This is a genomic window from Lipingzhangella rawalii (assembly GCF_031628175.1).
GTDB classification, from domain to species: domain Bacteria; phylum Actinomycetota; class Actinomycetes; order Streptosporangiales; family Streptosporangiaceae; genus Lipingzhangella_A; species Lipingzhangella_A rawalii.
Window position 1 is genome coordinate 357,536 of sequence record NZ_JAVLVT010000005.1, and the last position, 16,413, is coordinate 373,948.

The 16,413-nt window shown below is 68.9% G+C and carries 14 protein-coding genes and 1 tRNA gene; 4 read left to right on the forward strand and 11 right to left on the reverse strand.

The window, feature by feature from the left end; translation table 11 throughout:
• Positions 1-63: 63 nt before the first annotated feature.
• From RIF23_RS12575 to RIF23_RS12610, 8 genes are all read right to left on the reverse strand, one after another.
• Positions 64-510, reverse strand: coding sequence for an aconitase X swivel domain-containing protein (locus RIF23_RS12575; RefSeq protein ID WP_310912680.1), 447 nt, complete (start codon positions 508-510; stop codon positions 64-66).
• On the reverse strand, positions 507-1,796 hold the full coding sequence (locus RIF23_RS12580) for an aconitase X catalytic domain-containing protein (RefSeq protein ID WP_310912681.1): 1,290 nt from the start codon (positions 1,794-1,796) through the stop codon (positions 507-509). The genes RIF23_RS12575 and RIF23_RS12580 overlap by 4 nt, the downstream gene beginning before the upstream one ends.
• Positions 1,793-2,794 (reverse strand): proline racemase family protein, encoded by a 1,002-nt coding sequence (locus RIF23_RS12585; protein ID WP_310912682.1) that lies wholly within the window; start codon positions 2,792-2,794, stop codon positions 1,793-1,795. The genes RIF23_RS12580 and RIF23_RS12585 overlap by 4 nt, the downstream gene beginning before the upstream one ends.
• Positions 2,794-3,684 (reverse strand): dihydrodipicolinate synthase family protein, encoded by an 891-nt coding sequence (locus tag RIF23_RS12590; protein ID WP_310912683.1) that lies wholly within the window; start codon positions 3,682-3,684, stop codon positions 2,794-2,796. The genes RIF23_RS12585 and RIF23_RS12590 overlap by 1 nt, the downstream gene beginning before the upstream one ends.
• A complete protein-coding gene (locus RIF23_RS12595) occupies positions 3,677-5,260 on the reverse strand; it encodes an FAD/NAD(P)-binding oxidoreductase (RefSeq protein WP_310912684.1) in 1,584 nt (527 codons plus the stop codon). Before RIF23_RS12595 ends, RIF23_RS12590 begins: the two co-directional genes overlap by 8 nt.
• Positions 5,244-5,540, reverse strand: coding sequence for a (2Fe-2S)-binding protein (locus tag RIF23_RS12600; RefSeq protein WP_310912685.1), 297 nt, complete (start codon positions 5,538-5,540; stop codon positions 5,244-5,246). Before RIF23_RS12600 ends, RIF23_RS12595 begins: the two co-directional genes overlap by 17 nt.
• Complete coding sequence (locus tag RIF23_RS12605; RefSeq protein ID WP_310912686.1) at positions 5,537-6,751, reverse strand: NAD(P)/FAD-dependent oxidoreductase; 1,215 nt, start codon at positions 6,749-6,751, stop codon at positions 5,537-5,539. Before RIF23_RS12605 ends, RIF23_RS12600 begins: the two co-directional genes overlap by 4 nt.
• 78 nt (positions 6,752-6,829) lie before the next feature.
• The gene (locus RIF23_RS12610; RefSeq protein WP_310912687.1) at positions 6,830-8,329 is read right to left on the reverse strand and encodes a sodium-dependent transporter; all 1,500 of its coding nucleotides are present in this window, start codon (positions 8,327-8,329) and stop codon (positions 6,830-6,832) included.
• A gap of 223 nt (positions 8,330-8,552) precedes the next feature.
• On the opposite strand from RIF23_RS12610, the gene RIF23_RS12615 reads away from it, so the two are divergent.
• Both RIF23_RS12615 and RIF23_RS12620 read left to right on the forward strand, forming a co-directional pair.
• Positions 8,553-8,625: transfer RNA gene (locus RIF23_RS12615), tRNA-Ala, on the forward strand.
• A gap of 273 nt (positions 8,626-8,898) precedes the next feature.
• A complete protein-coding gene (locus RIF23_RS12620; RefSeq protein WP_310912940.1) occupies positions 8,899-11,052 on the forward strand; it encodes an ATP-dependent DNA helicase in 2,154 nt (717 codons plus the stop codon).
• A 27-nt stretch (positions 11,053-11,079) separates the two neighbouring features.
• Here RIF23_RS12620 and RIF23_RS12625 read toward each other — a convergent pair whose 3' ends face one another.
• From RIF23_RS12625 to RIF23_RS12635, 3 genes are all read right to left on the reverse strand, one after another.
• Positions 11,080-11,604 (reverse strand): DUF6315 family protein, encoded by a 525-nt coding sequence (locus tag RIF23_RS12625; protein ID WP_310912688.1) that lies wholly within the window; start codon positions 11,602-11,604, stop codon positions 11,080-11,082.
• Positions 11,605-11,790: 186 nt separating this feature from the next.
• Positions 11,791-12,141 (reverse strand): hypothetical protein, encoded by a 351-nt coding sequence (locus RIF23_RS12630; protein WP_310912689.1) that lies wholly within the window; start codon positions 12,139-12,141, stop codon positions 11,791-11,793.
• 173 nt (positions 12,142-12,314) lie between these two features.
• Positions 12,315-13,139 (reverse strand): glutamate racemase, encoded by an 825-nt coding sequence (locus RIF23_RS12635; protein WP_310912690.1) that lies wholly within the window; start codon positions 13,137-13,139, stop codon positions 12,315-12,317.
• A gap of 310 nt (positions 13,140-13,449) precedes the next feature.
• Between RIF23_RS12635 and RIF23_RS12640 the strand changes: the two genes are divergently transcribed.
• Both RIF23_RS12640 and RIF23_RS12645 read left to right on the forward strand, forming a co-directional pair.
• Positions 13,450-14,910 (forward strand): FAD-binding oxidoreductase, encoded by a 1,461-nt coding sequence (locus RIF23_RS12640; RefSeq protein ID WP_310912941.1) that lies wholly within the window; start codon positions 13,450-13,452, stop codon positions 14,908-14,910.
• Between the two features lie 174 nt (positions 14,911-15,084).
• On the forward strand, positions 15,085-16,341 hold the full coding sequence (locus tag RIF23_RS12645) for a class I SAM-dependent methyltransferase (protein ID WP_310912691.1): 1,257 nt from the start codon (positions 15,085-15,087) through the stop codon (positions 16,339-16,341).
• The last annotated feature ends 72 nt before the right edge of the window (positions 16,342-16,413 follow it).

The following is a 16,413-nucleotide window of genomic DNA, read 5'->3' on the forward strand; positions in this document are numbered from 1 at the left end:
CACCATCGAGGTGATCCCGGGACTCGGCACAGTCGAGCCGAGTCCCGGGATCAGCGGTGTGGCTCAGCCACGTAGATGGACCGTCCACGCCTCGGCGCGCACGGTCAGCCACACTCCGTCATGCAGGCGCGTGTAGCTGGTATAGCTGGCAGGATCCAGCTGCACCACCGGAACGGCCAGACCGTACAGCTCCGCCGCGGCCAGCGCCCCCAGCACCAGGATGGGGTCCGGCTCGGCTAGGAGCAGTCCGGCCGGTGCGGTTCCACCTCGGATCGCCTCCGCGAGCACGCTCGAACTGGAACTCGAGCCCCGCCCACTCGGCAGAACGACCACACGGCCGGCCAGCTCCGCGCCGTACTGGGGGTGGTGCTCGTCGGTGATCCGCCCCGTCGTCGGATCCATCCCACCCCACAGCGACAGTGGGGCCTCCAGGACGAGTAGTGGGCCGTGGGCCTGGCCGGGATGCAGGGTGCGGCTCTGGGTGGCCGAGGCGGCGGGTTCGCTGGTCACGACAGCCTCACCCGTCCCTGCTGTGCCGAGGTCACACACTCTGCGAGGTTGGCCAGAACCACCTGAACGCCCAGGTTCGCCGGGGCGTAGTAGGCCCATTTCGCGGAGTTGGTCAGCACCACCCGGGTCTGCGGGCGCAGGATCGGGGTGACGTAGGTGCAGGTGTCCACAACGACGGTGCCTCCCGCCGCGCGCAGTGGCGCCACCAGCCCCTCCTCCTCGGCCTGGGCCAGGACGGCACGACTGGTGGACACGTACACCTCCACCCCCGCAGCGAACCGGGTGACGTCCGCCGCATCCTCGGCGAGCAGCGCGGCCAGGTTTCGGAACTCCGGCAGGGAGAAATGCGGTGTGCCGAGACTGACCGCGTCGACGCGGTCGCATACGGCGGTGGTCAGTTCCCGGCGGGCGTCCGCCAGGTCCTCGGGCCGCACCCGCCAGCGTGCCGGGACGTCGGCCCCGCCGAGCGCCGCCGACAGGGTGGGTGCCTCCGGGGTGATGCCCACCGCGTGGAACATTCCGACCCCGCCGCTGGAGGCCGCGGCCGAGCCCAGGGCCTTGAGTCGATCCTCCGAGGTGTCCGCCGGTAGCCCCACGAACACCGGCACCTCCAGTCCGGCGTGTCTGCCAGCCAGATGACCCAACAGCGGGTAGGTGAGTTCCGCATGCAGGATGGTCGCCGGCAGGTCCGACACGTCCAGGATCGCAGTGCCGCGGCGCGCGGCCGTACAGTGCAGCCCGACCCGTGGTGCCCGCCCGGTCAGGGCCGCGCAGATGTCCAGGAAGTCGCCGTAACGAGCGGTGCGCGCACCCAGTACCGAGTTCGCGAACACGATCGCGTTGGATTCCGCCCAGGCCACATGTTCGCCGAGACCGGGGCGATGACCGGACTGGTAGGGGGCGCACGTCCAGGTGGGCCGGGCGCCCAGGGTGGTGTAGGCGTCCATCAGGGACCGGGCGTGCGTGCGTACCTGGGCATCGGCCCGGGACAGCTCCGGGTGCAGCAGATCTAGCGAGCCCACATTCAGGGTGGTCGGGACCCGAACCTGCCCTCCGAGCTGCACCAACCGCTGCGCGAAGTCCAGTCCGGCCCGCCCGTGGTACAGACAGCTGTCGACATGCGCGGAGGTCACCGGCAGTAGGTCCGGGGCGTCCATGGCGTCGGCCAGTCCCGTGACGATTCGCATGGCCAGTGCCACGGCCGGCCCCTCGTCGCCGTGCAGCATGCCCAGTTCCGTGGCGGTGAGTCGGACGTTTCGGGGACCGCCGGTGCGGTGGCCATTCAAAGCAGGAATCCGTTCGGGAACGGGTCATCTGGGTCCAGCAGGTACTGGGCTGTGGCGGTGATCCACGCCCGCCCGGTGATTTCCGGAATCACCGCGGCACGATCGGCCACCGTGGTCTCCTTCACGATCCGGGCGAAAAACCGGCTTCCGATGAACGACTCGTTGACCAGCTCCTGTCCGGGGGCCAGGTCACCGCGGCTGCGCAGCTGGGCCAGGCGTGCCGAGGTTCCGGTGCCGCACGGCGAGCGGTCGAACCAGCCGGGATGGATCGCCATCGCGTGTCGGGTGTGGGTGGCCGTGCTGTCCGGTGCGAGGAACTGCACATGGCCACAGCCCCCGATCCGTGGATCCTGCGGATGCGTGGGGCGGTCCGCTGCGTTGATGGCCTCCATCAGCGCCAGCCCGGCCGTGAGGATGTCCTGCTTGGCGGAGCGGTCGAAGGGCAGACCCATGCGGTCCAGGGGGAGGATGGCGTAGAAGTTGCCGCCGTAGGCCAGGTCGTAGCGCACCGGGCCGTGGCCGTCGACGTGTACCTCCCGGTCCAGGCCCACGGTGAACGAGGCCACGTTGCGGATCGTCACCGACTCCGCCACGTCCGCCCGCACCGCGACTTCGGCGGTGACCAGGCCGGCCGGGGTGTCCAGCCGGATCGTGGTCACGGGCTCGGTGACCGGGACCATGCCCGTCTCCACGAGTACCGTGGCCACCCCCATCGTGCCGTGCCCACACATGGGCAGGCACCCCGACACCTCGATGAACAGCACCCCCCAGTCCGCCTGCGCGTGGGTGGGCGGTTGCAGGATCGCTCCGGACATCGCCGCGTGGCCGCGGGGTTCGTACATGAGTCGGGTGCGTAGGTGGTCGAGGTGCTCCAGAAAGTATCGGCGCCGCTCGGCCATGGACGTTCCGGGAATCGGGCCGATCCCACCCGTGACAACCCGGGTCGGCATTCCTTCGGTGTGTGAGTCCACCGCGTGCAGGACCTGACTGGAGCGCATCACACACAGCCTCGTGCCGCGGCGTCCTGGGTCGCGTGGCGAACCGTACGCTCGGTGTGTGGCTCCAGGGGCGTGCGCGGGGGCCGACATGGTCCCCCGTGTCGGCCCACCAGGTCCATGGAGTACTTGATCGCCTGCACGAACTCGGTCGTGGTATCCCACCGCAGGGCGGGGTGCAGGGTACGGTACAGCGGCAGTGCCCGTTCCAGGTCACCGCGGCGGCAGGCGTGATAAAGCTCCACACAGGACCGGGGAAAGACGTTGGTGTATCCGGAGATCCATCCGCTGGCTCCCGCCATGACCAGCTCCACCAGGACGTCGTCGGCTCCCACCAGCAGATCCAGCTCCGGAGCTTGTTCGACGATCTGGTAGGCGCGCCGCACATCCTGGGAGAACTCCTTGACGGCGACAATGAGGCCCTCAGCGTGCAGTCGGGCCAGCAGTTCCGGGGTCAGGTCGACCTTCGTGTCCACCGGGTTGTTGTAGGCCACCACGGGCAGCCCCACCTCGGCGACGGCAGCGTAGTGCTCCAGCACCGACCGTTCCTCCGCCCGGTATGCGTTCGGTGGCAGTAGCATCACCGCCGGGCATCCGGCCTGTTCCGCCTGCTCGGCCCAGCGCCGCGCCTCGGCGGCACCATAGGCGGCGACTCCGGGAACGACGGTGAATCCTGGGGGAGCAGCCGCCACCGCGGTACGTACCACCGCGGCCCGCTCCGTGTCGGTGAGGGTCTGGTACTCCCCCAGGGAGCCGTTCGGGACCACACCGTCGCACCCGTTCTCGGCGAGCCAGCGGACCTGGTCGGCATAGCGATCCAGGTCCACCTCCAGCTGTGGGGTGAACGGAACAGTGGTGGCGACGAGAACTCCGTGCCAGGCTGCGTCAGGCATCGTCCGAGGTCCCTTCGTGACTGGGCGGCGTGGATTCGGCAAGCAGATGCAGGGGGATCGGACGAGCCAGTGGGCGGCGTGCGGTCCCGGTGAGTTCCACGGTGGTGGGTGCCTGGCCGCTGAGGCCGGCGGTGAGGCAGGTGGTGGCCCAGCCGCACATTCGCCCTTGACACCACCCCATTCCCGGGCGTGCCAGGAGCTTCGCCGTGCGGGCGTCGGTGGCCCCCAGCTCGGTGGCCGCGATCCGGAGCAGGGACAGGGGCACGTCCTCGCAGCGGCACACAATGGTGTCCTCGGTGAGCCAGGTACTCCAGCCGGGCGGAGCGTGGCGTCCGTCCGGGACGGGGTAGGCGGCGTGCAGGGCGGCTGCGAACCGGTGTAACCGGGAGCGGTGTGCGCGCAGTCGTCGCAGGGCGGTTTCGTGGCTCCGGGATGGCGCACCGGCACCGCAGTGGCCCGCCGCAACCCGACCGGCGATGGTGCCTTCGGCCAGTGCCGTCTCTGCCCCAGCGACTCCGGTGCTTTCCCCGGCGGCCATAACCCCCGGCACGCTTGTGCGCTGGTCCGCGTCCACAGACACCACGAGGTTGCCGTCCGTGTCGGTGCGTATCGTGCAGCCCAGGCTGATCGGGAGCTCCAGCTGTGGGGTGAAACCATATCCGACCGCAAGGGTGTCGCAGGGCAGGCGCCAGGATCGGTCCATGCGGGGGTGCCAGTCTCGGTCCACGGGCGCCAGCGTGACCGCGTGGACGCGGTCGGCCCCGTGGGCGGCCACCACGGCGTGGCCGGTGTACACGGGGATCCGGTTTCGGGCCAGTGCGGCAGCGTAGCCCGCCGCCTCCACCAGTTTTGTGCCCAGGTGCGCCCCGGCCCCCACGACGGACTTTGCCATTCGGGGTCCGGACACCCGGGCGGCACTGGCCTCCACCACGGCGGGCACCCGGCACCCGGCCCTGGCGAGGCCCGCCGCGACGGGCAGCAGGAAGGGCCCTGTTCCGGCGACCACGACGTTATGTCCCGGGGGTGTGTCCTGCGCCTTGATGAGGGACTGTGCGCCACCGGCCGTGAGCACCCCCGGCAGGTCCCAACCGGGAAACGGGAGAGTGCGGTCGTAGGCACCCGTTGCCAACACCAGACACCGGGCATGTACGACGCGCCGACGTCGGGGTGGTTCCCCGACGGCGGCATGCAGGGTTACGGCCCGTTCCGTATTGGTCGGATCGGTGGCCACATGCCACACGTGATGCTGGAACAGCTCGGTCACCCGACCGTCGTCGCGATGATTGGCCCGGGACAGCGCCGCGGTGAGTGCCCGAAAGGCGCGGTGGCCACGGTGGCGCGGCCGGGTGATGCCCGGGCTGAACGCGAGATCCGGTGCGGGTTGCCGAAAGAACTGGCCACCCGGGCGGGCGCCGCTGTCCACCAACGCCACGGTGCAGCCCGCACCGGCCGCGGTCACGGCCGCGGCGAGTCCGGCGGGTCCGGCTCCGATGACGGCGACGTCCACCGTGACCTCCGGTCCTGGCTCCGGGTCCACACTGGTCGGGAGACCGGCCCCCTCAGCATCCGCGTGCATCGTGCCCCGTCCCCTCCTGGGTGTGGATCGTGTCTCCGGGCTGGGCCTCGGCCAGGCAGACACGCACATTCGGTATCCCGTTCACCGTGGCCAGGCAGTCGAAGCAGACCCCGATCCCGCAGAACAGCCCGCGGGGCCGCCCGTCGCCACGGGTGCGGCGCCAGGACGCCCGCCCGGAGGCGAACAGCGCGGCGGCGAGGCTCTGGCCGCGGCGGGCCGGAACCGGCTCCCCGTCGACGGTGATTTCAAAGTTGCCTGGCGGTCGCGCCGGTGTGCTCACGGTTGGACCTCCCGATTCACGCCCTGGCTGCCCACGAAACGTCCGGCGTGGAACGGCGCCATGTCCAGGCTCGGCTCCGTGCCGGTGAGAGCCTCTGCGATGAGTGTTCCCGTGCCCGCGGCCAGCCCCACCCCGGCCCCCTCGTGGCCACAGGCGTGCAGGAGCCCCGGCGCGCGCGGGTCCGGCCCCAGCACCGGAAGATGGTCGGTGCACAGTGGCCGAAACCCCACATAGGTGCGCAGCGCGGCCACGTCCCGGAGGAAGGGGAACAGGGATATCGCGTTCCTGGCCAGAACACCCAGTACATCCGGGGAGACGGTGCGGTCGAAACCCACACGTTCCCGGCTGGAGCCGATCAGTACCGTCCCGGAGCGCGTTCCCTCGATGACCGGGGAGACGGCCAAGGCCGCCTGGTCACTGGCCACGGCGGCGACGTAGGACGCGGCGTAGACCTTGTGTCGGATCATCCGGGGCAGCGGTTCGGTGACCAGGACGAATCCACGGCGTGGTTCGATCGGTAGGGGGCTGTCGGCCAGGGTGGCGATCTGCCCGGCCCACGGCCCGGCAGCATTGACCACGGCACCGGCGAACAGATCTCCCCGATCGGTGCGTACGCCCGTGATTCGCCCGGACGATCCCCGCAGTAGCCCAGTGACGGTGGTTCCGAGCCGGATCCGGGCCCCGTGCCGCCGGGCGGAGCGCAGCAACTGTGCGGTGGCCAGCATGGGTTGGGTTTGGGCGTCCTGGGGATAGCGGACACCGCCCGCGATCTGCGGGGTGAGGTTCGGTTCGTGCGTGGCCACCTCGGCGGTGGTGAGGGGCTGGGCCGTGACGCCGGCACTGCGCTGGGCGTCGGCCTGCTGGTGCAGTGCCGCCAAACTGCGTTCGTCGGGCGCCACGACGAGGCCGCCCTTGGCGTCGAATTCGATATCCGTTGTGGGGTCCTCGGCGTGGAGTTCGTCGGCGAGTTCGGACCAGCGACGCGCCGAGAGCAGGGCGAGGTCGAGTTCCGCCCCGGGAGGCTTATCGGAGACCAGAATATTGCCCTCGCCCGCACCACTCGTCCCGGAGGCGACCCCGGAACGGTCCAGGACGAGAACGGAGAGCCCGGCGCGAATACTGTGGTAGGCGCACGAGGCACCGATGATTCCGGCCCCGATCACGATCACATCGGGCGTTGAGAACCAATCATCCGATGACTTCTGTGTCACAAGTCACACCGTAGTCGAGGTGGGGCCGCTCGTACACCCCCGAGTCCCGGGGAACGAGCGGCCCCTGTGTGCTGTGGGTCAGGCGTCGCTCTCGGACGTGGTCTCCGACGGTTCCGTCCCGCCGGACATGGGACCCCGCTGGATCCGCCGGGACAGCCAGTTGTTGGCCACCAGCAGAATGATCAGCAGGATGCCCCACTGCATCGCGATCGATGCCGGGCTGAACGGCTCCAGCGGGTTCCACGCCTGAATGTCCGGATCCATGGCCAGCGTCCACATCCACCAGCCGAACAGACCGGCGATCAACACCGGCAGGATCGCGGTGCAGGCAGCCCACCAGGCGCCCATCCGAACCGGAGAGACCGCGTCCAGCTCGGCCCGGGCGCGCCCGATCCCGTACTTCCACATCGCCACGCAGGCCAGGGCGCCACTGGCCAGCAGGCCGAAGCCCCAGACGTTGTCCTGGTTACTGAACACGTCCATGCTCACCGCCGAGGGAATCCCCACGATGAAGGTGACGATGACCACGCCCACGACCGCGCGTTGCCGGGTTGCTCCGAGGTCCATCACATTGCGGGTCGCCAGTTCCACCATGGCGATCAGGCTGGACACACCGGCGAGAGCCACCGCGAGGAAGAACAGGGGCGCGAATACGACACCACCCGGCATCTCCCCGAACAGGCCGGCAAAGTAGATGAAGGCGAGCCCCTCTTCCGCACCCAAGGCCTCCTCGGCCTGGGCCACGGTCGTCAGCGCGAACAGGGTGCACAGCACCGTCACCCCGGCGATCAGCCCCGCCAGCAGGTCACCGACGGTGATGATGGCGGCGTTTCCGGCCATGTCTTCCCGCTTGCGGGAGTACACCGAGTAGGTGAGGTACAAGCCCCAGCCAGCGCCGGTCGAGAACGCGACCTGGGTGAAGGCCTCCAGCCAGACCCGCGGGTTGGCGAACTCCTCAGGACGCACGGTGAAGAGGTGAGCCAGCCCCGCGCCGCTGCCGGGAAGCGTCACCGCGCGCACCATGAGCACCAGCAGGATCACGAACAGGACCGGCAGGGCGATCTTCAGCAGCCCTTCGAAGCCCCGCTTGAGTCCCCGCACCACGATGGCACCCACCAGCAGGATTGCGGCCAGGTGGAACAGGATCGTCTGCCAGGGTGTGCCGGTGAACCCGTCCCACATGCTCTGCATGGCCTCGGTGTCGAGGTTCGGATCGGCGAAGGTCCCCGTCATCGAGTGTGCGAAGTAGTACAGGGCCCACCCGCAGATGACCGAGTAGTAGAACATGATGCCGATCGTCACCATGCCCATGAAGCCGCCGGCCCAGGAGAAGCGCTGTCCCATGAAGTCACGGAAGGCACCGACCGTGCCCAGGCGGCTCTTCGAACCCAACAGGGACTCGGTCATGAGTAGTGGGACGGCGAAGATCACCGCCGCGAGTACCAGGACGATCAGGAACGTGCCGCTCCCGTACTCGGCGGCCACACGTGGAAACCGCCAGATGTTTCCGGTGCCGACGGCCATGGCAACTGCGGCCGCGATCAACGCGTATCTACTGCCGAATCTCTCGATACTCATGAACACCCCTAAGCGTCGGGGATCGGATCCGCCCGGTGATCCGGTGGCTGTCGGTGGCTGGTAAGCCCCAAAGAGTGTGACCGAAATTACACCTATGGGTGGATCTGGGGAAGTGGTGTCGCCGATCCGCAGTCAGGTTGTGATCAAGTATTCCCCGCACCCCGACCCCACACTCCGGACGAGGCACGCCCCAGAGCCTGTTAGTATCGAGACAGCGCAACACGGGGCTATGGCGCAGTTGGTAGCGCGCCTCCATGGCATGGAGGAGGTCTGGGGTTCGAATCCCCATAGCTCCACCCCGAACGGGGCGATCCTCACTCAGGATCGCCCCGTTGTTTTCTGGGAGCACCCCCATCGGCTTTTTGCCACCCCCATGGTCTGGGGGCGGCCCCCGATATGCCATAGCGACCCTGGAGCTACCCGCGCCCGCCACATGTGCGGATCCCGGGCCAAACGCGTCGCACACGTCCCGCACTCGCTGTTGCCTCGCCGCTGCCTCCGGGGCTGCCCCTGCCGGGGGCCTGTGGATTGTGGCCGGGGACGTCGGTGCGGGCCGGTACGCTCGCCACGTGGCCGAGCTTCCCAAGACCTCCGAACTGTTGGCCGCCGCAGTCACCGCCGTCGGCGGCACACACCGCTCCGGACAGCAACGCATGTCCGAAGCCGTGGATGCGGCGATCGCCAACGAGGAACACCTGGTCGTACAGGCAGGAACCGGAACCGGAAAGTCCCTGGCCTACCTCGTCCCCGCGATTCGACACGCCGTGGCCAACAACCAGACCGTTGTCGTGTCGACCGCCACCATCGCCCTCCAGCGCCAACTCATCGAACGCGACCTTCCCCGCGTGTGCGCGGCACTCCAGCCGGAGCTCGGCCGCGAGCCGAGCTTCGCGATCCTCAAAGGGCGGGGCAACTACCTGTGCCTCCAGCGCCTCAACGCCGCCCCGGGGGAGGATCCGGAGGCGGAACTGTTCGACCCCCGGATGCTGTCGCACATCGGGCAGCAGGTACAGCGACTGCACAGCTGGGCCGAGGACACCGCCACGGGGGATCGGGACGAGCTGGTTCCCGGAGTCAGCGATCGCGCCTGGCGTCAGGTCTCGGTCACCTCCCAGGAGTGCCTGGGAGCCTCGGCCTGCCCCTACGGTGACGACTGCTACGCCGAACAAGCCAGGGTCGAGGCGTCCGGCGTCGACGTTGTCGTAACCAACCACGCCCTGCTCGCGATCGACGCCGCCAACGGATTCCAGCTGCTCCCGGACCACTCCCTGCTCGTCGTCGACGAAGCACACGAGCTCGTGGACCGGGTTACCTCCGTGTCCACCGGTGTCCTCTCCGAACGGAGTGTGACCATCGCCGCCAACCGGGCCGGACGTGTCTGTGCAGAGATGACCGCACGGCGCCTCGGCGAGGCTGCGGAGGGACTCGGTGTGATCCTCGCCGAGGAGGAGACCGGTCGGATGGACCAGATCTCCGATGCCCTGGCCAGCGCGGTAGCCGCGGTTCGTGACGCGGCCGCGAGCTGCGCGGGCGAATGCTCCAGCCGGGAGCACGAGGTCGACGAGGATCAGGATCCCGACGACGCGGACTCAACGGATCCCGAAAGTCGCGAATCAGGTTCCTCCCCGGAGCGCAGGCGGGCCCTGGCCGCCTGCGAGGAGGTTCGGGACACGGCGGCTCGCCTCCTGGCCTCGTTCGAGTCCACGATTCGGGAACGCACCGAGGTCGTGTGGCTCGACCGTGGGGAGCGGCAGACCCCGGGGCTGCGCGTGGCTCCGCTGGCGGTCCGCGAGATGTTGCGGGACCGGCTTTTCGGGGACCGCAGAACCGTGGTCCTCACCTCGGCCACACTGGCGTTGGGTGGCTCCTTCGGGCCGTTGGCCAGCCAATGGGGCCTGGCAGCGGGGGGAGCCGAGGTGGAGGGCGGCGTCGCGTCCACCGCTGTGGGCTCGCCCACGGACACGACCACCGCGGGCGAGCCGGAGGGCGAAGCCCCTCCAGCACATCCGCAGTCCCCGACGGACACCGGCGATCCCGAACCGCGGTGGCAGGGTCTGGATGTGGGCTCGCCCTTCGACCACGCACGCAGCGGCATCCTCTACGTTGCCCGGCACTTGCCGACCCCGGGGCGGGACGGGCCCGATCCCCGCTATCTCACCGAACTGGCGGAACTGATCGAGGCTGCCGGCGGGCGCACCCTGGCCCTGTTCTCCTCGACCCGCGCCGCAACCCAGGCAGCCGAGGAACTGCGGGAACGCCTCACGCACCCAATCCTGTGCCAGGGCGAGGACTCCACCGCGGAACTGGTGCGCCAGTTCGCCGCCGAGGCCCGGTCCTGCCTGTTCGGAACCCTGTCGCTGTGGCAGGGGGTGGATGTGCCCGGCCCTTCCCTCCAACTGGTCGTCGTGGACCGGATTCCCTTCCCACGGCCCGACGATCCCCTGGCTTCGGCACGGCAGCGTGCTGTGGGCGCCCACGGGGGGAACGGGTTCATGGAGGTGGCGGCCACACACGCCGCACTGCTCCTGGCACAGGGAACCGGCCGCCTGCTGAGGTCGGTCGAGGACCGGGGGGTGATCGCGGTTCTGGACTCGCGGCTGGCGACGGCACGGTACGGCGCCTTTCTGCGTGCCTCGCTGCCGCCGTACTGGGCAACCACCGACCCGCAGGTCGCCAGGGACGCGCTGCGCCGCCTCGACGAGTCCGCCACCGACGAGCGGTGAGGCTCCCGTCGCCGCCGGGGTTACGTATCAACTGTTGGCTCGATAGCCGAACAGCCGAACCGCATACCCGGGTGACTCCTCGTCCGGCGGCTGAATGTGCCAGCGGTCCGGAGCCCCACCGGTGCTCAGTTCCACCCAGATCAGGTCGATGAGCTTGAGCCGGGCCACGACCGAACAGCCCGGATCCAGGATCACGGCGTAGGTGTGGTCCGACAGCCGCTGGGTGACCATCCCCACCGACTGCCCGTCCCAAACGGCGGGGACCTCGGCGTGCGTGATGTCCACCCCGCACAGGCTGAGTTGCTCGACCTCCTCGTCCAGGGCCTCTGCGGCCAGGGCCTCGTCCAGCTGGAGGGCCTCCTCGAGCTCGTCCCGTTCCTCGTCCTCGCGTAGGTAGGCGTGGTAGGTCTGGCGGCCACACTCGGTACAGGACCGCCGCACCACACACCGGGCGTGACCGTGGGCAGACTGGGCTTCGCCGATTCCCCGATGGGTGCTGACATCGCGCACGGTGCCGCACTCGCAGCACAGCGCTGTGTTCTCCTGTCGCATCCTTATCCTCCCCCTCCCCGGCGAGTATGCGACGGAAGACCCGTCTCGGGGAACCGCTTGGGGGAAGGAATGCACCAAAGTGTCCCCAGAGGAGGTCAAAACCTCAGGTGCACCGTGTCCGATTTCACCGGTGCGACGCACGGCGCCGTAGTGGCGACCGGCTCTGGTCAGGTATGTGGTGTCCGGTTACTCGAGGCTGAGGCCGCGCTTATTGCGGGCGGTCCAGTCCCGCATCCGCTTCGGATAGCCCACCACCTGCACGTCGTAGACGGGGAGGCGAAGATCCCGGGCAACTTTCGCGATCACCGAGGGGGAGCCCACCCGGCGGCGGGTCCACTCACCGTCCGTTGCTACGGCTACAGCGGTGGTGTTTGTTGCGAAAGTCTCGGGCTCCACGAAGAACTCCACCCCAACCCGGCTCTTCGCGAATTCGATAAGGGCGTCGATATCCGCCTTCTCCGCCGAACGGTCGAGCTTGTTCTTCGAGTCCTTGCGCCGGTTGGCCTTGCGGAGCCCGAACCGGTCTCGCCATCCCATTCCCAGCTCCCTAGGGTTCCCCGGTTGCTCTGCCTATCCCAAGCCTACGGGACGCGGGTGTGGCCTGTGGGAAGGCGGCCCGTGGTCGCGTCGCCCGGAGTCGGAGACGGAGCGGGAGGCAGCTGCGCGCCGCCCACCGTGGCGGGGTCGGATGCAGGGGCGGCCCTCAGGGTTCAGCCCCGGTTCGGGACGGGGGCGTCCACGGAGTTCGCGGCCAGGAGCGCACCCGCCGGGTAGGTGGTGGCTGCGGGAGACAGCTGGCTCCTGCGGCCGCTGGCCAACACCAGCAGGCTGCCGGTCGGCGGAGCGTCTGGCTGTGCGGAGCGGCCCATCCGGCGCAGTGTCTGGTTTGCCACGGCGCCGGCGGCGCTGAAGAGAGTGACCCCCGCGGGTAGGGCACTGTGGATGTGGTCGCGCACCAGGTCGTAGTGCGTGCACCCCAGCACGACCGCCGAGGTGTCCTGGGGGGTGCGGCCGGCGGCGTCGGCGATGGCCGCGGCCAGGGACCGGGTGTCGGCCGTGTCCACCGCCGGGGCCAGGCCGGGGCAGGCTACCGGGGTGACGGCAACCCCGTTGGCGAAGCGGGCGATGAGCCTGTTCTGGTATGCGCTTCCGGTGGTGGCGGGGGTGGCCCACACGGCGACCGGGCCACCCAGGTCGGCGGCGGGTTTGATGGCGGGAACGGTGCCCACCACCGGAATCTCTGGCTCGAGTTCGGCACGCAGGGTCGCCAGGGCGTAGACCGAGGCTGTGTTACAGGCTATGACCACGGCTTGGGGTGGGGCCTCCGCGGCGGCCAGCGCCGCCTGGACCCCGGCACGGGCCCGTTCGGTGATCGCGTCGCTCGACCGTGGCCCCCACGGCATGTGGTCGGGATCGGTGGCCAGAATCAGGTGGGCGTCCGGCCGGGCACGGCGCAGCGCCGCCGCGGTCGAGAGCAGTCCCAACCCGGAGTCGATGATGGCGATGCGCGGAGCCGCGCGCTGATCGTCTCGCACGAACCATCAGGATAGCCGGGGGTGAACACGCTCGGCGCCTCGGGTGCGGTGCTGGGGCCACCGCCAATCCACGGTCAATCCGCGGCGGAAACCGTGCCATTGAGCATTGGAATTCAGTGTGTGTCGGCGGGTGAACATGCGCACAATCCACCTGCCCCGGCACAATCCATACCAACCGGTAGCACTAGGGTGTACGAGCGGTTCAGTCGATGGCGGGGGTTGTCGGCATCGGCCGCGATCAGACAGTGGCACAGTGGCGCCGTGAACAGGACAGCGGTGAATCGTGAGTTCCCAGTCATCCCAGCAAGACATGGCCGACCATATTGCGGCCGTCCACGAGCTGCGCCGGTCGTTCCGGCGGTTGCCCAAGGACGCTCCGGTGCGGTTGGGTAAACCAACCTCGAACCTGTTTCGGTTCCGAGAGTCGACCAACACGCACCGCTTGGACGTCAGTGCCTTCAGCTCGGTGCTCAGTGTCGACCCGGTGAGTCGCACGGCCGAGGTCGGTGGCATGACCACCTATGAGGACCTGGTCGCCGCAACCCTGCCCCACGGCCTGATGCCACTCGTGGTTCCGCAGTTGCGCACGATCACCCTCGGTGGCGCGGTGACCGGACTCGGGATCGAGTCCTCCTCGTTCCGGAACGGGCTTCCGCACGAATCGGTCCAGGAAATCGAGATTCTCACCGGCGCCGGTGACGTGGTGGTCGCACGACCGGACAATGAGCACCGGGAACTGTTCCGGGGATTCCCCAACTCCTACGGCACTCTCGGGTACAGCCTGCGGATCCGGATCGAACTGGAGCCCGTCCGGCCCTACGTGCACCTGCGGCACCTGCCGTTCACGGACGCCCCGGCGGCCATGTCCGCTCTGGAACGCGTGTGCGCGCAGGGAGAGCACGCAGGGCAGCGTGTGGACTTCGTGGACGGGGTGGCGTTCGGCCCCAACGAGCTCTACCTGACCCTGGCCACGTTCGTGGACCGAGCGCCCTGGACCAGTGACTACACGGGCTCGGACATCTACTACACCTCGATTCCCCGCTACGCCGGTTCGGGGCCGGGAGACTACCTCACCACCGAGGACTACCTGTGGCGATGGGACACCGACTGGTTCTGGTGTTCCCGTGCCTTCGGCGTCCAGCACCCGGTGGTTCGTCGGCTGTGGCCGCGGCGCTGGAAGCGTTCGGACGTGTACCGCAAACTCGTGGCGCTGGACCGGCGCACCGACTTCAGTCGTCTGTTGGCCCACTACCGCGGCAAACCCCAGAGCGAGCCGGTGATCCAGGACATCGAAGTCGGCGTGGACCGGGGGGCGGAGTTCCTGGAGTTTTTCCATGCCCAGATCGGGATGCGTCCCATCTGGATGTGTCCGCTGCGGCTCCGCCCCGACGCCAAGGATGGCGTGCGCACTGGCGCGGATGCCGAGGCCGGCGCCGACGCCGCGCCGCGGGACAGTGGAGTCGCGGGAGCCGCGGAGGCCGGTCCGCGGTGGCCGCTGTACCCCCTCGACGAGGACCGCCTGTATGTCAACTTCGGGTTTTGGGGGTTGGTGCCGTCCCTGCCCGGGCTCGCACACGATCACCACAACCGCCTGATCGAGCGGGAGGTGAGTCGACTCGGTGGTCACAAGTCCCTGTACTCCGACGCGTTCTACGACGAGGACGAGTTCTGGGAGCTCTACAACGGGGTGGGATACCGCGACCTGAAGACCGCGTACGACCCGGACGGTCGGCTGCTCGACCTGTACGCGAAGTGTGTTGGAAACAGGTAGCGCGGAGCGGTAGGACAGGCCTGAGCGGGCATACACGACAGTCAAGAAATTTGGGGCAAACAAGGACACGTGCGGCGGACGGGGGGCGGAGCCTCGCCAGGGCTCCGAGGTTCGTCGGACCACCAGGCCGCGAAGGCCGGCCGGGTCCTAGGGCAGCTGCGGAAAGGAATGGCTATGCGGTTGGCGGAGATCTTCGAACGTGTGGTCGGCCCGGAGTCGTCAGTGGCGTTTCGCGCCTACGACGGCAGTACGGCCGGCCCGCAGGATGCGGACGTCACCGTGGTGGTGCGGACGCCCGTGGCACTGCACTACCTGGCGCAGGCCCCGGGTGCCTTGGGACTCACCCGCGCCTACGTCTCCGGACACCTCGATCTCGAGGGGGACATGTACACGGCGCTGCGCCGCATGTCGGACGTGGCCCTGGACGGTGCGTTCACGCTGGGGGACGTGGCCCGGATCGTCCGCAGCGTCGGCTGGGAGAAGTTCGTGAACCGGGTCGCTCCACCACCACAGGAGGTGCAGCCGCGTCGCCTGCTGGGGCGGGGGATCCGACACTCCAAGGCACGGGATGCGGAGGCCATCCACCATCACTACGACGTGTCCAACGCCTTCTACGAACTCGTGCTCGGGCCGTCGATGACCTACACGTGCGCGGTGTACCCCGATGCGGACGCGAGCCTGGAACAGGCACAGTTCCATAAGCACGATCTGGTGGCACGCAAGCTTGGGCTGGAGTCCGGCATGCGGTTGCTGGACGTCGGGTGCGGCTGGGGCGGAATGGTCATGCATGTCGCCCGGGAGTACGGGGTGCGCGCACTGGGGGTCACTCTCTCCGCACAGCAGGCCGAATGGGCCCAGGAGCGGATCGAGAAGGAGGGGCTGTCGCACCTTGCCGAGGTGCGGCACATGGACTACCGGGATGTCCCGGACGGGACCTATGACCGGGTCAGCTCCATCGGCCTGACCGAGCACATCGGCAAGCGCAACGTGCCCGACTACTTCGCCTCCCTGCACGCCAAGCTCCGGCCCGGGGGGCGCCTGCTCAACCACTGCATCACCCGCCCGGACAACCACTCCCCGGCGATGCGCCGGAACGGTGTGATCAACCGTTACGTCTTCCCGGACGGAGAGTTGGAGGGGCCGGGGTGGCTCCAGACCCAGATGAACGAGGCCGGGTTCGAGATCCGACACCAGGAGAACCTGCGGGAGCACTATGCGCTCACCCTGCGTGACTGGTGCGCCAACCTGGAACGCAACTGGGATGAGGCCCTTGGCGAGGTGGACATTGGAACCGCTCGGGTTTGGCGCATGTACATGGCGGGTTCCCGGTTGGGATTCGAGCGTAACGTTGTCCAGCTGCACCAGATTCTCGGTGTGAAGCTCGATGGAACCGAGTCGCGGATGCCGCTGCGGCCGCGGTTCGAACCCTAGTCCGGGGCCGGGTTTCCCGGCCTGTGGCTCCGGGGCGTCGGCCCGCCCCGGGCCATTGCGGACCATTCTGGG

Bases quoted from the DNA above. Each gene is read 5' to 3' on its own strand.
- RIF23_RS12585 (WP_310912682.1), bottom strand. From the start codon at position 2,794: ATGCGCTCCAGTCAGGTCCTGCACGCGGTGGACTCACACACCGAAGGA.
- RIF23_RS12590 (WP_310912683.1), bottom strand. From the start codon at position 3,684: ATGCCTGACGCAGCCTGGCACGGAGTTCTCGTCGCCACCACTGTTCCG.
- RIF23_RS12595 (WP_310912684.1), bottom strand. From the start codon at position 5,260: ATGCACGCGGATGCTGAGGGGGCCGGTCTCCCGACCAGTGTGGACCCG.
- RIF23_RS12610 (WP_310912687.1), bottom strand. From the start codon at position 8,329: ATGAGTATCGAGAGATTCGGCAGTAGATACGCGTTGATCGCGGCCGCA.
- RIF23_RS12625 (WP_310912688.1), bottom strand. From the start codon at position 11,604: ATGCGACAGGAGAACACAGCGCTGTGCTGCGAGTGCGGCACCGTGCGC.
- RIF23_RS12630 (WP_310912689.1), bottom strand. From the start codon at position 12,141: ATGGGATGGCGAGACCGGTTCGGGCTCCGCAAGGCCAACCGGCGCAAG.
- RIF23_RS12640 (WP_310912941.1), top strand. From the start codon at position 13,450: ATGGCCGACCATATTGCGGCCGTCCACGAGCTGCGCCGGTCGTTCCGG.
- RIF23_RS12645 (WP_310912691.1), top strand. From the start codon at position 15,085: ATGCGGTTGGCGGAGATCTTCGAACGTGTGGTCGGCCCGGAGTCGTCA.